The sequence below is a fragment of the Streptomyces fulvoviolaceus genome (assembly GCF_000718165.1).
Taxonomy (GTDB): domain Bacteria; phylum Actinomycetota; class Actinomycetes; order Streptomycetales; family Streptomycetaceae; genus Streptomyces; species Streptomyces fulvoviolaceus.
Window position 1 is genome coordinate 38,673 of record NZ_JOEY01000060.1, and the last position, 15,903, is coordinate 54,575.

General features: G+C 69.9%; 14 protein-coding genes and 1 pseudogene. 10 read left to right on the forward strand and 5 right to left on the reverse strand.

Features of this window, described 5'->3' with window-relative positions:
* Positions 1 to 13: 13 nt before the first annotated feature.
* Together IG08_RS0144585 and IG08_RS0144590 are read left to right on the forward strand one after the other, a co-directional pair.
* A complete protein-coding gene (locus IG08_RS0144585) occupies positions 14 to 328 on the forward strand; it encodes a hypothetical protein (RefSeq protein ID WP_043456695.1) in 315 nt (104 codons plus the stop codon).
* Positions 329 to 333: 5 nt separating this feature from the next.
* A complete protein-coding gene (locus IG08_RS0144590) occupies positions 334 to 1,785 on the forward strand; it encodes a class I adenylate-forming enzyme family protein (RefSeq protein ID WP_030617520.1) in 1,452 nt (483 codons plus the stop codon).
* 66 nt (positions 1,786 to 1,851) lie between these two features.
* Here the strand turns inward: IG08_RS0144590 and IG08_RS0144595 are convergent, their stop codons facing one another.
* Together IG08_RS0144595 and IG08_RS0144600 are read right to left on the reverse strand one after the other, a co-directional pair.
* Complete coding sequence (locus tag IG08_RS0144595; protein WP_030617523.1) at positions 1,852 to 3,309, reverse strand: MFS transporter; 1,458 nt, start codon at positions 3,307 to 3,309, stop codon at positions 1,852 to 1,854.
* Positions 3,310 to 3,494: 185 nt separating this feature from the next.
* Entirely contained in the window at positions 3,495 to 3,935 is a 441-nt protein-coding gene (locus tag IG08_RS0144600; RefSeq protein ID WP_030617526.1) for an ATP-binding protein, read from the reverse strand.
* Positions 3,936 to 4,181: 246 nt separating this feature from the next.
* On the opposite strand from IG08_RS0144600, the gene IG08_RS0144605 reads away from it, so the two are divergent.
* The 3 genes from IG08_RS0144605 (at position 4,182) to IG08_RS0144615 (ending at position 6,215) form a co-directional block, all read left to right on the forward strand.
* On the forward strand, positions 4,182 to 5,057 hold the full coding sequence (locus tag IG08_RS0144605) for a helix-turn-helix domain-containing protein (RefSeq protein WP_030617528.1): 876 nt from the start codon (positions 4,182 to 4,184) through the stop codon (positions 5,055 to 5,057).
* Positions 5,054 to 5,314, forward strand: coding sequence for a DUF397 domain-containing protein (locus IG08_RS0144610; protein WP_030617530.1), 261 nt, complete (start codon positions 5,054 to 5,056; stop codon positions 5,312 to 5,314). Before IG08_RS0144605 ends, IG08_RS0144610 begins: the two co-directional genes overlap by 4 nt.
* Before the next feature lie 82 nt (positions 5,315 to 5,396).
* Positions 5,397 to 6,215, forward strand: coding sequence for an SAM-dependent methyltransferase (locus IG08_RS0144615; RefSeq protein ID WP_030617532.1), 819 nt, complete (start codon positions 5,397 to 5,399; stop codon positions 6,213 to 6,215).
* 92 nt (positions 6,216 to 6,307) lie between these two features.
* On the opposite strand, the gene IG08_RS0144620 is transcribed toward IG08_RS0144615, so the two are convergent.
* Positions 6,308 to 6,784, reverse strand: a complete 477-nt coding sequence (locus tag IG08_RS0144620; protein WP_106981139.1) for a DUF6069 family protein — start codon at positions 6,782 to 6,784, stop codon at positions 6,308 to 6,310.
* A gap of 340 nt (positions 6,785 to 7,124) precedes the next feature.
* Between IG08_RS0144620 and IG08_RS0144625 the strand changes: the two genes are divergently transcribed.
* The gene (locus IG08_RS0144625; protein ID WP_030617536.1) at positions 7,125 to 9,542 is read left to right on the forward strand and encodes a GH92 family glycosyl hydrolase; all 2,418 of its coding nucleotides are present in this window, start codon (positions 7,125 to 7,127) and stop codon (positions 9,540 to 9,542) included.
* Between the two features lie 43 nt (positions 9,543 to 9,585).
* On the opposite strand, the gene IG08_RS0144630 is transcribed toward IG08_RS0144625, so the two are convergent.
* A complete protein-coding gene (locus tag IG08_RS0144630; protein ID WP_030617539.1) occupies positions 9,586 to 10,743 on the reverse strand; it encodes an alpha-lytic protease prodomain-containing protein in 1,158 nt (385 codons plus the stop codon).
* A gap of 199 nt (positions 10,744 to 10,942) precedes the next feature.
* Here IG08_RS0144630 and IG08_RS0144635 point away from each other — a divergent pair.
* The 4 genes and pseudogenes from IG08_RS0144635 to IG08_RS0144650 all read left to right on the forward strand — a co-directional run.
* Positions 10,943 to 11,221: pseudogene (locus IG08_RS0144635) on the forward strand (MFS transporter); the annotation flags it as partial.
* Positions 11,222 to 11,344: 123 nt separating this feature from the next.
* Positions 11,345 to 13,489 (forward strand): molybdopterin-containing oxidoreductase family protein, encoded by a 2,145-nt coding sequence (locus tag IG08_RS0144640; RefSeq protein ID WP_030617545.1) that lies wholly within the window; start codon positions 11,345 to 11,347, stop codon positions 13,487 to 13,489.
* A 3-nt stretch (positions 13,490 to 13,492) separates the two neighbouring features.
* Complete coding sequence (fdxA, locus tag IG08_RS0144645; protein WP_030617546.1) at positions 13,493 to 13,819, forward strand: ferredoxin; 327 nt, start codon at positions 13,493 to 13,495, stop codon at positions 13,817 to 13,819.
* A complete protein-coding gene (locus tag IG08_RS0144650) occupies positions 13,809 to 14,801 on the forward strand; it encodes an NAD(P)/FAD-dependent oxidoreductase (RefSeq protein ID WP_030617549.1) in 993 nt (330 codons plus the stop codon). Before fdxA ends, IG08_RS0144650 begins: the two co-directional genes overlap by 11 nt.
* A 9-nt stretch (positions 14,802 to 14,810) precedes the next feature.
* Here the strand turns inward: IG08_RS0144650 and IG08_RS0144655 are convergent, their stop codons facing one another.
* Positions 14,811 to 15,830 (reverse strand): helix-turn-helix domain-containing protein, encoded by a 1,020-nt coding sequence (locus IG08_RS0144655; RefSeq protein WP_052425140.1) that lies wholly within the window; start codon positions 15,828 to 15,830, stop codon positions 14,811 to 14,813.
* Positions 15,831 to 15,903: the final 73 nt, after the last annotated feature.

Genomic DNA, 15,903 nt, shown 5'->3' on the forward strand with positions numbered 1-15,903 from the left:
GGAACGAGTCGCGATGACGACACCGCGGATCGGGATGATGCTCACGAGCACGGTGGACAGCACCAGCGTGGTGGTCGTCCGCTGGGCAGCCGGTGACCAGCAGGTGACCTGCGGAGGCACGCCGATGGTCGACGCCGCGAAGGGCGGCACCGGGCCCCAACAGCCCCTCGATCCGGACCAGTCGGCCGGCACCCTCCTCGGCAAGCGCTATGCCACCGATGACGGCACGGTCGAGCTGCTGTGCACCAAACCCGGAAAGGGCACCCTCGCGGTCGGCGGCGTGCCGCTGGCCGTGAAGAGCGCCAAGCCGCTGCCGGCGTCGGACTGACGCGCATGGACCTCACGGTGCTCCTCGACATGGCGGCCGAGGGGTTCGCCGACCGCACCCTGGTGGACGGGCTCACGACCCGGCAACTGCGCGACGCGGCACGTGCGGGCGCCGGTCTCCTCGCGGAGTCGGGCGCCACCTCCGTCGTGCATCTCGCGGCGAACGGCCCCGCCTTCCCGGTGGCCCTGTTCGCGGCCGCGTCGGCGGGAGTGCCCTTCGTGCCCCTCAACTACCGCCTGGGCACAGATCAGTTGCGTACGCTGCTCACCCATCACCCCGGCGCGTGGATCATCGCCGACGAGCGTCACGGTCCCCTGGTCCCGCACAGCCACACACCGCGGTCGTGGCTCGACACAACCCTCACGCGGGCTCCCTCGGACCGGGTCCCACGCGCCTCCGACCCCGCCGTCATCATCTACACCAGCGGAACGACATCCGCCCCCAAGGGCGTCCTCCTGCGCCACCACAACCTCGTCTCGTACGTCGTCGGCGGCGTCGAGTTCGGGAGCGCGGGGCCGGACGAGGCGGCGCTGATGTGCGTACCGCCGTATCACATAGCCGCCGTGTCGAACGTCCTGACGAACCTCTACGCGGGACGGCGACTGGTCGTGCTCGACGCCTTCTCGCCGACGCGCTGGTTGGAGCTGGTGCGCGCCGAGGGCGTCACGAACGCCATGGTGGTGCCGACGATGCTGGCCCGGCTGATGGAGGAGCCCGAGAGCCGGCGCTCGGTGCCGACGCTGCGGACCCTCGCCTACGGCGGTGCGGCGATGCCCCCTCGGGTGATCGAACAGGCGTTGCGCGCATGGCCGGACGTCGGGTTCGTCGGCGCGTACGGCCTGACGGAGACCAGCTCGACCATCGCCGTCCTCGGCCCCGACGACCACCGTGAGGCGGCCGCCTCCGAGGACCCCGAGGTGCGGGCACGCCTGCACTCCGCCGGACGCCCGATCCCCGGCGTCGAGATCGAGATCCGCGGCACCGACGGCACACCCGTGCCGTACGGCGTGCCCGGGCGGGTCCGGGTCCGCGGCGCGCAGGTGTCCGGGGAGTACGCCGGAGCCCCTGGGGCGGGCGACGGCTGGTTCGACACCCGCGACCTCGGTCAACTCGACCGCGAGGGCTTCCTGTTCATCAGGGGCCGCGAGGACGACACCATCATCCGCGGCGCCGAGAACATCGCACCGGCCGAGATCGAGGACGTCCTGTTGCGCCGACCGGAGGTGGCGGACGCCGTGGTGGTCGGCGTCCCCGACGAGCAGTGGGGCCAGCGCATCGAGGCCGTCGTGGTCCCTGCCCGGGGGGCTTCGCTCGACCCCGAGGAGCTGCGTGCGGAGGTCCGGCGGCGGCTGCGCGGTTCGAAGACGCCCGACCGCATCGTCGTATGGAACGAGATACCTCGAACGGCTACGGGGAAGGTGCTGCGTCGGGACGTCGCGACGGAGTTGGGCGGGTGAACCCGCTCGCAGCCCGCGGGATCCCGTACCCACGTGAATCACGTCCGGGTACGGGACCCCGACAGCTCACACCTTCGTCGCCAGAACCGCCGAGGGCACCTCAACGCCCGCGCGCGCTCCCGGACGGATGAACAGGGCGAGGACGAGCCCCACGACAGAGCAGGTACCGATGAGGGCGAAGCCCTGCACATACGCATCGCTGGTGCTGAACGGCGTACTGGGCACAAGGGAGTTGCTCAGGACCACCGTCGCGACCGACGTACCCACGATGCCGAAGACCATCCGCACGACCACGTTCACTCCCGTGGCCTCACCGGTGTTCTCCTCCGGCGTGTCCTCCATGATCAGGATCGGGATCGCGGCCAGTGCGAACGACGTCGCCACGGCGAGGAACACCACCGAGACGGCCACTCCCGCGAGGGTCCCGTGGAGCAGCGCGAGGGCGAGGGCGCTGATCAGGCCGAAGACGCTGCCGACGACCAGTGTCTGCCGGGCGCCCGCACGCGCGGCCGTCCAGCCGCTGACCGGGGAGAGCAGGAAGCCGAGGGCCGCCGCGCCGAACAGGACCCATGCCGCCTCGGTCGCGCTCAGACCGAGGCCTACAGGTGCCAACTCCGGGGTCTGCATGAGGGCTTGGAGAAGGGGGCCTGCGGCGCCCACGATGCCTGCCGCGAGCACGGCGGTCGCGAGCATCGTCAGGACGGAATTCCGCCCGGCGAGCAGGCGCACGTCGATCATGGGGTGCTCGGCGCGCAGCTCCCACGTCCCCCAGATCGCCAGCAGTACGACACCGACGGTCATCGAGGCGATCGTACGGCTGTCCGACCAGGACCGGGTCATGGTGTTCTGAACGCCGAACAGCACCAAGGTGATCGCCGGAATCAACAGCAGGCTCGCGAGCCAGTTGACGCGTTGCGCTGCGGCGACCGCGTTCGGGCGAGGGAGCAGCGTGCAGCCGATGGCGGCGAGCAGGGCGACGGCGCCGGTGGCGACGGGGATGCAACGCCAGCCCGCGGAATCGATCAGCGGGCCGGCGACGACGGCTCCCGTCGCTCCCCCGAGCGTCGCGGCTCCTGCGATCATCGCGGCCGCCACGGGCAGTTGCCGGCCCGGGACGGTCTCACGGGCGAGACCGAAGCAGAGGGGAAGGACGCCGCCGGACACGCCCAGGATCGCCTGCCCGGTGATGACCCCGGCCAGCATGTCCGTGGAGAAGGTGCTGATGAGCGAGCCGAGTGCGGAGACCAGCAGCACGGCTACGAGCACCCTGCGGCGCCCGTGGCGGTCTCCCAGTCGGCCGCAGAGCACCGCGGAGGCGGCGGCGACCAGGATGAACGCCGTCACCGTCCAGCCGGCGTGGTCGAGGGTGGAACGGAAGCGGCTGATCAGCACGGGAAGCGCGCCGACCATCGCGGTCGCCGCGAAGCCACTGACGGCGCCCGCGAAGACCAGGAGCCCGATAAGGAGCGGGAGGGGACGGGAGGGGCGGCGGACACCGGTACCGGTTTCTGGAGATGCTGACATCTCTGTCTCTCTCGGATAGGCGTTGGGGAGTGATCGCCTTGCTCTGAACGCCTCTCCGACGGAAGGAACCGACCCGGGGACTGGGCCGCTGCTCCCGTGGGAGGACCCGTTCGCCTCGGAGCGTGACACCGCCGCGGACCGGCCCCCAAAGCCAAGTCCCGCTGAGTGGTGGGGGAATCGCCGCCTCAGGTCGTCAGGGTCGCCCACACGGCGTTGCCGCCGGTGAGTCGCGACCGGTCGACTCCCCAGGAATCCGCGAGCTGTTCCACAAGGAGCAGTCCGCGGCCGCCCTCGTCGTCGGGGCCCGGCTCGCAGCGGGGCAGGCCGCGGCCGGTGCGGTCGTGGTCGTGCACCTCGAGACGGACGCATCCGGCGGCGACCAGCCCGATGCCGCACAGGAAGCGCGCGCTGAGCGTGTGGCGTACGGCGTTGGTGGCCAGTTCGGACACGAGCAGCACGGCGTCCGCGCACAGCTCGCCCGGCAGGCGCCAGCCGGCCAGCCGAGCGTTCACGGAGCGGCGGGCGATCGGGACGCTGGAGCGGTGTGCGGGGAGTTCGAGCCAGTGCGTTCGGTCCGGGCTCGAGACGTCTAACAGTTGGAGTGAGGAAGTCGTGTGGGGGGACACGGCGGGTGCCTTCCGTGGGGGGCGGGCAGCCAGGCGAACCAGGAGAAAGGGGAGGGTGAGCAACGGGCCAGCGGGTAGAGGGTGTTCCATGTGATCGTCGAAGCGATTCACACGAGTAACTATGCTCTCAACGAAGTTCAAGCTGCAACAGACTCCCTGATAGTTTCAGCAAGCCGATATCCGTCCGGTGACTTCACCAAGTCACCGTGAGACTCGTCTTGGTGACGGTCCCTCAGGAGGTGGGGCGTGAGCGAAGGCCGTTCGGGCACGGGCAGCACCAGTGCGCCCACCGTGCTCCGCATGATTCTCGGCCGGCGTTTGCAGGAACGACGCCAGGGTGCGGGGGTGTCCCTGGAGGCCGCGGCCAGAGCCCTGCGGGTGACCACCTTGACCATCCGCCGCCTGGAGAAGGCGGAGGTCGGCCTCAAGCCCGTGTACGTCGACAAGCTGCTGGAGACCTACGGGGCCGACCGGCAGGAGATCGACGAGTTCGTCGACCTCGCCGAGCGGGCCAACGAACCCGGCTGGTGGCACGCGTACCGGGATGTGCTGCCGAACTGGTTCAGCGCCTATGTGAGCCTGGAGACCGGGGCCAAGACCCTGCGCACCTACGAGCCCCACTACGTCACGGGGCTGCTGCAGACCCACCGGTACGCGCGCGGAGTCCTGCGCGGCGGCTTCCCCAACGTCAGCGACGAGGATCTGGAGAAGCGCGTCGATCTGCGGCTGCGCCGCCAGAGCCTGCTGGAGAGGCCCGACGCGCCCACGCTGTGGGTGGTGATGGAGGAAGCCGTACTGCACCGGATGGTCGGCGGCCCCGAGGTCATGCGGGAGCAGATCGAGCGGCTCCTGGAGGTCTCGGAGCTGGCGCACGTCAGCGTCGACGTGGTGCCGTTCACCGCCGGTGCTCACGTCGGCGCGTGCGCCCCGTTCACCTACTTCCGTTTCGAGGAACGGGAGTTGCCGGACATCGTCTACAGCGAGATCCTCTCCGGCTCCATGTACCTGGACCAGCGCTCCGACGTCGCGGCGCATCTCGAGGCCCACAACCGCATGTCCCTGCTGACCTCGGACGCGGACAACAGGGCACTCCTGAACCGCATGCGCAAGGAGTACTCATGACCACCATCGACGGCAGTGTCTGCGACGTCTACAACGGGATGCCCGCCTCCGACCTCGGCGAGCAGGGCTGGGAGTCGCCGTGGAGCGGTCCCAACGGGGGCCAGTGCGTGCAGACGAAGCAACTCGCCGACGGCCGCGTGGCCCTGCGGCAGTCGACCGATCCCGCCGGTCCCGCGCTGATCTACACCCCTCAGGAGATCGCCGCGTTCGTCGCGGGGGTCAAGCGCGGTCTCGCCGACCACCTGGCAACTGGCTGACCCAGCAGGGGACTTGATCCGGCTCCGGCCACGAGCCTGCCCGACACCTCCCACCCCCACCCCCAGCTCCGAAAGGGACAGGATGACCGACTCGCACGCCGCGCGGGACATCGACACCAGCAGGCCGCACTCCGCCCGCATGTACGACTACTACCTCGGCGGCAAGGACCACTTCGAGGTGGACCAGCAGGCCGCCGGGAAGGTCGCGGACGTGTTTCCGGCCATCTTCGTGTGCGCCGGGGAGAACCGCGCGTTCATGCACCGGGCCACCCGCATCCTGGCCCGGGAGCACGGCATACGGCAGTGGCTCGACATCGGTACCGGTATCCCCACCGAGCCGAACCTGCACCAGGTGGCCCAGGCCGTGGTCCCCGAGGCCCGGGTGGTCTACGCCGACAACGACCCGCTCGTGCTCAAGTACGCCGAACGCCTCATGCGCAGCACGCCCGAGGGCCGGACGACGTACATCCAGGCCGACTTCACCGAACCCGAGGCGATCCTGGGCGCCCCCGAACTGCACGAGGCACTCGACCTGACGCAGCCGGTGGCGCTGTCCCTGAACGCGCTGCTGCACTTCGTGCCGGACGACCTGGACCCGTACGGCATCGTGGCCCGTCTCCTGGACGCGCTCCCCTCGGGCAGCGCGCTCGCCCTGAGCCACTGCACGCCGGACTTCGACCCGGTCACCTGGCAGACGCTCTGCGACATCTACATCGCCGCCGGCACGCGCGTCCAGGTCCGTTCCCGGGAGGAGGTCGGCCGCTTCTTCGAGGGCCTCGATCTGCTGGAACCGGGCGTCGAGGTGGGCCACCGCTGGCGTCCCGACCCACGGGAGCAGGGGACGACGGAGCCCACGGACATCGAGGTCAGCCTCTGGACCGCGGTGGGCATCAAGCCGTAGTCGACTCTGCGTGGCGCATACGCGGCCCCGCCCTCGGCAGATGCCGAGGGCGGGGCCGTAGGCCTTGAGAGCGGGCGGAACCCCGGCGGGGGTCACCCGCGCCGGTGGGACAGCCGCAGCGCCAGCGCGGGAATGATCACAGCGGCGGCCACGACATGCGACACCGCCAGGACGATCTGAGTGGAGGTGGCCGTGTGCGGGGCGAGGGCCGGGCCCACCAGGGACAGCGCGGTGAGTACGACAGTGATCACCGTGAAAGTGCGGGCGGGCCGCTCGGCCCACCGGGCGAGGGCCACCGCAAGGACGATCCCCGCGATCGACCAGAACAGCACGCCACCGGCGAAGCCGCCCACCTGGATCTCCGCGGCCTCCGCTTGCCCAGGGCCGGCCACGTCCATCGGGACGCCGGCCGCCCTGGCGACGAGCGCGAATGCTTCGGTCACAACGGCACCGGCGAGGGTCGCCAGGACACCGACCAGCCATACAGGGCGCGTGGCGAGCGAGCGGGTGGAGTGAGGCGTGGAGACGGACTGGGCGGCGGTCTGAGTCTGGGACACGGTCACGCTCATGGGGCGTTCTCCTGTTCGGCGTTCGGGATCGGTATGCCTTTCATGGAGGTAGACCGAGCAACCCCACAGAACTCATCGGCCGCCGACGCGACACTCCGCTCGCCCCAACGCACAACGCGGTGCCGGACAACGGACAACGCCCTCACCTGACTCCGCTCCGCGGGACGGTGGGCCGCCCCGCACCGTTCACCCCACCTTCACCACCAGGACGCGCAAGCCACTGTCCTCCCTCCGCGCAGCCTCCTAGCCTCGGCCCCGACCGGTGGCCGTGGCACATCGTCGGCTCCCGGGCTGCGCCTTCCGTCCTCCATATGCCCCTCAGCGAAAGGCAATTGCCGACATGCGCCCTCAACGGCCGTGCACCGCAAGACGCTTCGGCACGAGATCCGCGACCGCTCTGGTCGCCACCGCGCTCGCCGTGGCCACCCCCTTCCCGGCCACGGCGGCCGCCCCACCCACCGAGCGCCCCTCCGCCCTAGTGGACCCGCTGATCGGTTCCGCGAACGGCGGCAACACCTTTCCCGGTGCCACCCTCCCGCAAGGGATGATCGCCTGGTCCCCGACGAGCACCACGGGCGACCAGACCAGCACGGGTGCGGCCAACGGCTACCAGTACGACACCACGCGCGTCCGCGGGCTGAGCCTGACCCATGTCAACGGCGCCGGCTGCAATCCCGGCGCGGCGGGTGACGTACCGATCATGCCGTTCGTCGGGGACGTCACGTCCTCCCCCTCCGCGGACACCAAGGACGCCGTCTACGCCGCCGACTTCTCGCACGCCGACGAGAAGGCCGTACCGGGCCGCTACACGCTCGGCCTCAAGTCCGGTGCCGCCGCCGACCTGGCGGTGAGCAGGCGAGCGGGCGTCGCGGACTTCACGTTCCCGAGCGACCGGCCGGCCAACCTCCTCTTCCGCGTCTCCAACTCCCTCAACGGCAGCGAGGACGCGCACGTCGACATCGACGCCGCCCATCGCAAGGTGACCGGGTGGGTGCTCACCGGCGCCTTCTGCGGCCGCCGCGCCAACGGCGGGGTCAACAACCGCAAGAGCTACTACAAGCTGTACTTCAGCGCCTCCTTCGACCGCGCCTTCTCCTCGGTGGGCACGTGGAAGGACGGCACGCTCTCCCCCGGCTCGACCAGCGCCTCCGGAGGAGAGGGCTACGCGACGGGCGCGGACCGCGCGGGTCGCGGCTCCGGCGGCTGGGTCGGCTTCGACACGAGTGACGACAACGATGTCCGCATGCGCATCGGCATCTCGTACGTCGGTCTCGACGGCGCCGAGGCCAACCTGCGGCACGAGATCGCACCGGAGGCGAGCGTGGCCGACGTGGCCGCGGCCGGAGCGCGGGCCTGGGACCGTGAACTGAGCACGGTCCGGGTCGAGGGCGGCAGCCCCGCCCGTCGCCGGACCTTCTACACCGCGCTCTACCACTCCCTCATGCAGCCGAACCTGATCAGCGACACCGACGGCCGCTACTGGGGGATGGACCAAGCCGTCCATCGACTGGCGAGCGGGCAGCGGGCGCAGTACAGCAACTTCTCCGGCTGGGACCAGTACCGGGCCCAGATCCAGCTGCTCGCCCTGCTGAAGCCCACCGTGGCGGGCGACTTCGCGCAGTCGCTGTACAACTTCGCGCAGCAGAACGGCGGGGTGTGGGACCGCTGGGTGCACATCAGCGGTGCCACCCATGTCATGACCGGCGACCCGTCCGCGGCGACGCTGGCCACGTTCTACGCCATGGGCGTACGCAACTTCGACTACGAGGGTGCCTTCGACTCGCTCGTCCGGCAGGCCACCGTGCCCCATCCCGACGGTCTCTCGGACGCCGGCTGCCCCGGCCAGTGCGTGGGCCAACGCCCCAATCTGGCCCAGTACTTGAGCTCGCACTACGCCGCCCAGGACGTGTGCCACTGCTGGGGCGGTGCCACCGAGACGCTGGAGGACGCCGTGGCCGACTCCGCGCTCGCCAAGTGGGCGGAGCTGCTGGGCCGGGCGACGGAGGCCGAGGTCTTCACCGAGCGCGCCGCGTACTGGCGCAATGTCTTCAACCCCGACACCGGCTACATCCAGGCCCGCAAGCTCGACGGCTCCTGGGTCACTCCCTTCAACCCCGCCAGTGACGTCGGCTTCGCCCAGGGCACCAGCGCCACCTACACCTGGATGGTCCCGCAGGACGTACAGGGCCTGGCGGAGGCGATGGGCGGCCGGGACGTGGCCGCCGCCCGGCTGGACGGCTTCTTCCACAAGGCGGACGGCTCCTGGTCGGTCCGCGGCGGCGACGCGCTCCGCTACGACCCGACCAACGAGCCCGGCATCCACGCCCCTTGGCTCTACAACGCCCTCGGACAGCCCTGGAAGACCCAGGCGACCGTGCGCCAGATCCTCGACACCGTGTACGGCACCGGTCCTTCGGGCCTGCCCGGCAACGACGACCTGGGCACCATGTCCGCCTGGTACGTCTTCTCCGCCCTGGGCCTGTATCCGCAGACCCCGGGCAGCGCGAACCTGCTGCTGGGAGCGCCGGTCTTCCCCACTGCGGTGGTGGACAGGCCCGGCCGGAGGGACATCACGATCAGCGCGCCCGACGCCGACGACACGCACGTCTACGTGGACGCCGTACGGCTCGACGGGCGGGCGTATCAGAGGTCCTGGACGGACGCCGGTCTGATCCGTTCGGGAGGCACCCTGACCTTCCGGCTCGCCGAGCAGCCGAACACCGCGTGGGCGACCGACCCGGCCGGTCTGCCGAAGTGACAGGGGTGTGGGCCCGGCCGGTCGACCGGGCCCACACCGGTGTTCAGGCGGTGTGGAGTGTCAGGCCGTAGCGGCCCAGGATCTCGTTTATGGGCTGGAACCAGGTCTCGCCGCCGCTGCTGCAGTTGCCCCAGCCGCCGGAGGTGACCCCCTGGGCCTGGTCGCCGCTGATGAACGAGCCGCCGGAGTCACCGGGTTCGGCGCAGACACTCGTCTTGGTCATCTGACGGACCGCGCCCTGGCTGTAGTTGACGGTCTCGTTCATGGCGAGGACCGTGCCGCAGTGCCAGTGGGTGGTCGATCCCGAACGGCAGATGGACGCGCCGACGGGAGCGACGTTCGAGCCGCGCACGAGTTGGTCGGAGACGGTGCCCCAGCCGAGCACGACCGGAACCGTCCACCAGCCGCTGCCCACGTTGACCCAGGCGTAGTCGTTGTCCGGGAACGATGAGCCCTGGAAGTTGCCGATGTAGCTTCCGTCCCAGCCGCTGACACCGGCGCCGGCCTGTCCGCAGTGCCCGGCGGTGACGAAGCCGCCGTACACGGAGAAGCCGATCGAGCAGCGGACGTTGCCGGTGTAGTAGGGGTCGCCGCCGACGGTTCCGGCGGCGAGGGTCGTCGGTGCTCCGGCCGCCTGTTTCACGGTGACGGGGCCCGTCTCACGGGCGCGGGCGACGAAGCGTTGGACATCGTTGTCGCTCTGCTTGCCACCGACGATGTTCACGACCACCGTGCTGGCCTTGGGGTCGACGTGCCAGCTGCTGACGCCGTCCGGGGCCGTGAGCTCGTCGAGTCGCGCCTGGGTGGCGGCGAGTTCGCGGGCGCTGTGCCCGACGGTTCGAACGGTCGCGCCCGTGGCCCGTATCTCCTGGAGGGTGGCGGCGGACGTGTCCGGGGTGACGCCTACGGTCAGCGTGCCGCTGGAGGCGTCGAACCAGGAACCGCCGAAGGAAGCCCCGGCGGACCGGCGCGCCTTGGGCTCCAGGGCCGTGGCCCGCTGCTCGGCGGCGAGCCTTGCCTCGGCGTCCTCCTTGGACAGATGGAGGTCCCGCTGCATCGCCGAGAGGAGCCCGGCGGAGGCGGGTGCGGCGGTAGCGGATGCCTCGTCGGCGGCGGTTGCGGGCAGGGTGCCCGCGGTGACGCCGGCGCCGAGCACGAGCAGCACGGCCAAGCCCGCGCGTGTGAATCTGGTGCGTCTCATGGAGAGATTGCCCTTCGTCGTTCCAACTGGGTGGGTGGAACAGCAGAGTTCTCTGAGAGCGCTCTCAGTGTTGTGGCGCAGCAGAGCCTAGCCGTTGATCATGGACAGGTCCATACCAATGCGCACCCTTGCTTCACACTGGTCCGCCTTCTAGCCCGACTCTGTGCCGCTAATAAACAAAGCCCGAACGTACAACGCCGTGCCGGGCAACACCCTCACCCGACTCCGCGTCGTCCTCACCGTCTTCTTCGCCCTGGACGGCTTCCCATTCGCAGGCTGGGTCGTACGCATCCCCGCGATCAAAGAGCAGACCAACGCCTCCGCCAGCACCCTCGGCCTGGCCCTCCTCGGCGTCTCCGCCGGCGCCGTCATCACGATGATGCTCACCGGCCGCCTCTGCCGCCGCTACGGCAACCACCAGGTCACCGTCGCCTGCGCCGTCCTCCTCTCCCTCAGCATCGCCCTGCGGCCGCAGACAGACCGGCGCGCAGACACGTGACCCGGGTCTGTCGCAGATGGTCAAGAGCCTGTCGCCTGTTGCCCACCAGTTGGCTGTCGGACCTTCGACGATCGAGGCAGGAACGATCCGAGGGGAAGACAGATGAGCGCAACAGCGGCGACCGGCACTGTCGTGGTGCAGGGTGCGTGTCCGCACGACTGCCCCGATACCTGCGCGATGAGAATCACCGTCACGGACGGAAAGGCCGTCAGCGTGACAGGCGACCGGGAGCATCCGTACACCAACGGTGGCCTGTGTGTGAAGGTCGACAACTACCTGGACCGGGTGTACAGCCCGGACCGTGTGCTGTACCCGATGCGGCGCACCGGGCCGAAGGGCAGTGGGCGGTTCGAGCGGATCACCTGGGATCAGGCGCTGGACGAGATCGCGGACCGGTTCCGTGCGATCTCCGCGGAGTTCGGACCCGAAGCCGTCATGCCGTGCAGCTACTTGGGTACCCAGGGAATCCTCAACGGGCTCAACGTCGGCGACCCGTTCTTCGCCAGGCTCGGCGCCACCATCGCCGAGCGCACCTACTGCGACTCCGGTTCGTGCACGGCGTACACGATGACGATCGGCGACTGCGCGGGTGTGGACCCTGAAAGCCTGGTCCACTCGAAGTTCATCCTGATCTGGGCCTGCAATGTCATGAGCACCAACCTTCACCTGTGGCCGTTCATCGCCGAAGCCCGCAAGCGGGGCGCCACAGTGGTCGTGGTGGACCCGGTGAAGACCCGTACCGCGCGGGCCGCAGACTGGCACATCCCGATCCGGCCGGGCACCGATGGAGCTCTCGCGCTGGCGATGATGAACGTGATCATCGAAGAGGGACTCACCGACGACGACTACATCGCCGAATACACGGTCGGCTACGACGAACTCGTCGAACGCGTACGGCAGTACACCCCCGAATGGGCCGCCGAGGAGACCGGTGTCCCCGCCGAGGACATCCGCCGGCTCGCCCGCGGCTACGCCGCCGCGCAGCCGTCGGTGATCCGTATCGGGGTGGCGGTGGAGCGGCACGCCGGCGGTGGCCAGGCCGTCCGGGCGCTGGCCTGTCTGCCCGCGCTGGTCGGCGCGTGGCGCAACCCCGGTGGCGGGATTCTGCAGTTGCCGCTGTGGGCGTTCCCGGTCAACTGGGGCGCGATGATGCATCCGGAGATGCTGCAGCCCGGCAAGCGGGTCGTGAACCAGTACCTCCTGGGACAAGCCCTCACCGGCGGCCTCGACCTCGATCCGCCCATCAAGGCGCTGGTCGTGTACAACTCCAACCCCGTGGTCGTCTGCCCCGATCAGGACAAGCTGATCGAGGGGCTGAAGCGGGAGGACCTGTTCACTGTGGTCAGTGAGCAGTTCATGACCGACACCGCCCAGTTCGCCGACATCGTGCTGCCCGCCACCACCCAGCTGGAGCAGGACGACATCATGTTCTCCTGGGGCCACCTCTACGTCACCTACAACCACCGCTCGATCACACCGCTCGGTGAGGCCGTCCCCAACACGGAGATGTTCCGGCGGCTGGCGGCACGGATGGGCTTCACTGAGCCGGTGTTCCGGCGCACGGACGAGGAGATGATCGCGGAGGCGTTCGACTGGTCGGCGCCCGCCATGCAGGGCATCACCCTCGACTCGCTGAAGGAGAAGGGCTGGCAGCGGCTGACCGTGCCGCCCCCGGACCAGTACGCCCCGTACGCGCAGGGCAACTTCCCCACCCCGTCCGGCAAGGTCGAGCTCAAGTCCTCCATCGCCGAGACCGTCGGGAACTTCGTCGTTCCGCTGTTCCGGCAGGGCTCCAACGACCACCAGCCCGGCACCCCGGTCGATCCGCTGCCGCACTACGTCCAGCCCCGCGAGTCCGCGCGCACCAACCCCGAGCTGGCCGCACGGCACCCGCTCAGCCTCATCACCCCGAAGCCGCACGCCTACCTGAACTCCAGCAGCGCCAACCTTCCGATGCACCGGCGCGTGCAGGGGGAGCCCACCGTCCTCGTCCACCCCGACGACGCCGCCGAGCGCTCCATCGCGACCGGCGACGACGTGCGGGTGTTCAACGACCGCGGCTCGTTCGTGGTCAAGGCGAAGGTGGACAAGTCCGTCCTGGCGGGCGTCGCCGTGTCGGCGTACGGCGGCTGGCGCATGCACACGAAGTCGCTGTCCACGATGGCGGCCCTGAACCCCACCGTCTTCGCCGACCTGGGCAACGCACCCACTTTCTCCGACACCCTCGTCCAGATAGAGAAGGCCTGACACATGACGTACGTCGTCACCGATGCCTGCGCGGACATCCTCGACCAGTCCTGTGTCGAGGAATGCCCGGTGGACTGCATCTACCAAGGGGACCGGATGATGTACATCCACCCCGACGAATGCGTCGACTGCGGGAAATGCATGACCGTCTGCCCGAGCGACGCGATCCACTGGGAACACAAAATCCCGGTGGAACTGGCCCCGTTCACCACAGCCGCCGTCGAGTTCTTCGAGACGCACGAGGACGCGGCCGGTGGTGCGGCCGCGCGCGGACCGGTCGGTGTCGACCATCCCCTGCTGGGGGAAAGGCGCGGCAGTGGTGAGGGCTGAGACCGAGGGTGCGTACGACAGCGACCTGCTGATCGTCGGCGCCGGGCCGGTCGGTCTCTACGCGGCCTACTACGCCGGGTTCCGCGGCATGTCGGTCACGCTGATCGACGCCCTCGACCAGCCCGGTGGCCAGTTGGCGGCGCTGTATCCGGAGAAGAAGGTCTACGACGTCGCCGGATTCCCCGCCGTGAAGGCGCAGGACCTCGTCGACGCCCTGGTCGAGCAGGCATCGCAGGCAAAGCCCAGGTACCTGCTCGGCCACACCGCGCAGACCCTTGAGGACACCGCGCACGGCATCGCCGTCACCACCCACCGGGGCACGGTGGTCACGGCGAAGGCCGTGCTGGTCACCGGCGGAATCGGCAGTTTCACGCCGCGCCCGCTGCCTGCGGGCTCCGAGTACGAGGACCGCGGCCTGCGCTACTTCGTGCCGAAGCCGGCCGAACTCACCGGCGCCGACGTGGTGATCGTAGGCGGCGGGGACTCCGCGGTGGACTGGGCGCTGGCGCTCGAACCCCTCGCCCGCACCGTCTCGCTCGTCCACCGCCGGCCCCGCTTCCGCGCGCACGAACACAGTGTGGCGCTGCTGCGCGCCTCGTCCGTGCGGCTGTACACCCCGCACGAGGTGCATGGCATCAGCGGCGAACCCCGCGTCGAACAGGTGGAGTTGAGGAGCCTGGAGACCGGGGCGACCGAGAGTCTGCGGGCGGACGCCGTGGTGGCCGCGCTCGGCTTCGTCGCGAACCTCGGCCCGCTCGCGACGTGGGGGCTCGACATGCGGGGCCGGCACATCGTGGTCGACCGCAGGATGCGCACGAGCCGGCCGGGCGTGTACGCAGCGGGCGACATCGCCGACTACGACGGCAAGGTCGCGCTGATCGCGGTCGGTTTCGGCGAGGCCGCACTCGCGGTGAACAATCTCGCCCCCCTGGTCGACCCCACGCTGGGCGCGGTGCCGGGACACTCCAGCGACGGCCTGTGACGCAGGGTCCTACGCCCGGGCCCGCGAGCGGTAGACGGTGGGCGAGGTGCCGTAGGCCTCGCGGAACGCGCGGCTGAACACGGCGAGGTCGGTGAACCCCCAGCGGACGCAGATCTCGGTGAGGGTGGCGTCGCCTCCCCGGAGCGTCAGCAGGTCACGTCGGCACCGCTCCAGCCGCTGACGCCGGATCACTTGGGACACCGTCTGTCCCCGGCGGGCGAACATGCGCTGGAGCTGGCGCGTCGACACGAAGTGCGCCTGCGCGACGCGTTCCGGGGACAGGTCCGGATCACCGAGATGCTCGTCGATGTAGGTGTCGATCTGCCGCAACAGGCCCGCGTGGCGATCAGTGTCGGCACCGAGGCCGTGCGCCTCTGTCGCGATGGTCGCCACCAGATCGCCGATCTCGTCTGCGATCCGGGTGGCGCCGCCCTCACTGACGGCCGGCTTCTCGACGAGCAGGTCCGTCAGCATCCTGCTCAGCACGCCGGTGATGCCGCTGGCGCCGTCCAGGGTCCGGCAGGTGAGCGAGGCCGACTCGCTGTCGCTGAGCTTGATCGTGTCGCGGGGCCAGGTGAAGACGGCGAGGTCCCAGTGGGGAGAGGCGGCATCCGAACGCAGCCACCAGTGAAAGGGGCGATCTGTCTCGTAAACGACGAAGTCGCCGGGGCGAAGGGTCGCTTCGTGCCCGTCCTGCGCGGCGCGTGCCTCACCCCGGCGGACCAGGCAGACCTGGAAGTAGCGCTCGCCGTCGCGCCGCAGCAGTTGCTGCGTGCGGATGACGTCCTGGTCCACGGAGCGGACTCCCGACACCCTCAGGTGGCCGAGGAAGCCGCTGCGCACGGCACCGTCGAACATGCCGCAGTCCCGTTCGACGTCCACGTCGAGGCTGACGAAATGGTCCCGAAGGAGGTCCCGCCAGCTCTCCCGCCGACTGGTGATCGTCTCGCTCAACCCCGCCCCTGTCATGACCGTACCTCGCTCGAATCCCGTGCCCACCCGGCGTTGGAGGAGTGCTCGTTCGCGCATTCTTGGGCCATCTCCATAGGCGGATCGTTGTCGCCATGTAAAAAGCCGGAAAACTCCGATTCCGCGGTGCATT

Coding starts and splice junctions, on each gene's coding strand:
- IG08_RS0144585 (WP_043456695.1), top strand. CDS start 14: ATGACGACACCGCGGATCGGGATGATGCTCACGAGCACGGTGGACAGC.
- IG08_RS0144590 (WP_030617520.1), top strand. CDS start 334: ATGGACCTCACGGTGCTCCTCGACATGGCGGCCGAGGGGTTCGCCGAC.
- IG08_RS0144595 (WP_030617523.1), bottom strand. CDS start 3,309: ATGTCAGCATCTCCAGAAACCGGTACCGGTGTCCGCCGCCCCTCCCGT.
- IG08_RS0144610 (WP_030617530.1), top strand. CDS start 5,054: ATGACCACCATCGACGGCAGTGTCTGCGACGTCTACAACGGGATGCCC.
- IG08_RS0144615 (WP_030617532.1), top strand. CDS start 5,397: ATGACCGACTCGCACGCCGCGCGGGACATCGACACCAGCAGGCCGCAC.
- IG08_RS0144620 (WP_106981139.1), bottom strand. CDS start 6,784: ATGAGCGTGACCGTGTCCCAGACTCAGACCGCCGCCCAGTCCGTCTCC.
- IG08_RS0144625 (WP_030617536.1), top strand. CDS start 7,125: ATGCGCCCTCAACGGCCGTGCACCGCAAGACGCTTCGGCACGAGATCC.
- IG08_RS0144630 (WP_030617539.1), bottom strand. CDS start 10,743: ATGAGACGCACCAGATTCACACGCGCGGGCTTGGCCGTGCTGCTCGTG.
- IG08_RS0144640 (WP_030617545.1), top strand. CDS start 11,345: ATGAGCGCAACAGCGGCGACCGGCACTGTCGTGGTGCAGGGTGCGTGT.
- fdxA (WP_030617546.1), top strand. CDS start 13,493: ATGACGTACGTCGTCACCGATGCCTGCGCGGACATCCTCGACCAGTCC.
- IG08_RS0144655 (WP_052425140.1), bottom strand. CDS start 15,830: ATGCGCGAACGAGCACTCCTCCAACGCCGGGTGGGCACGGGATTCGAG.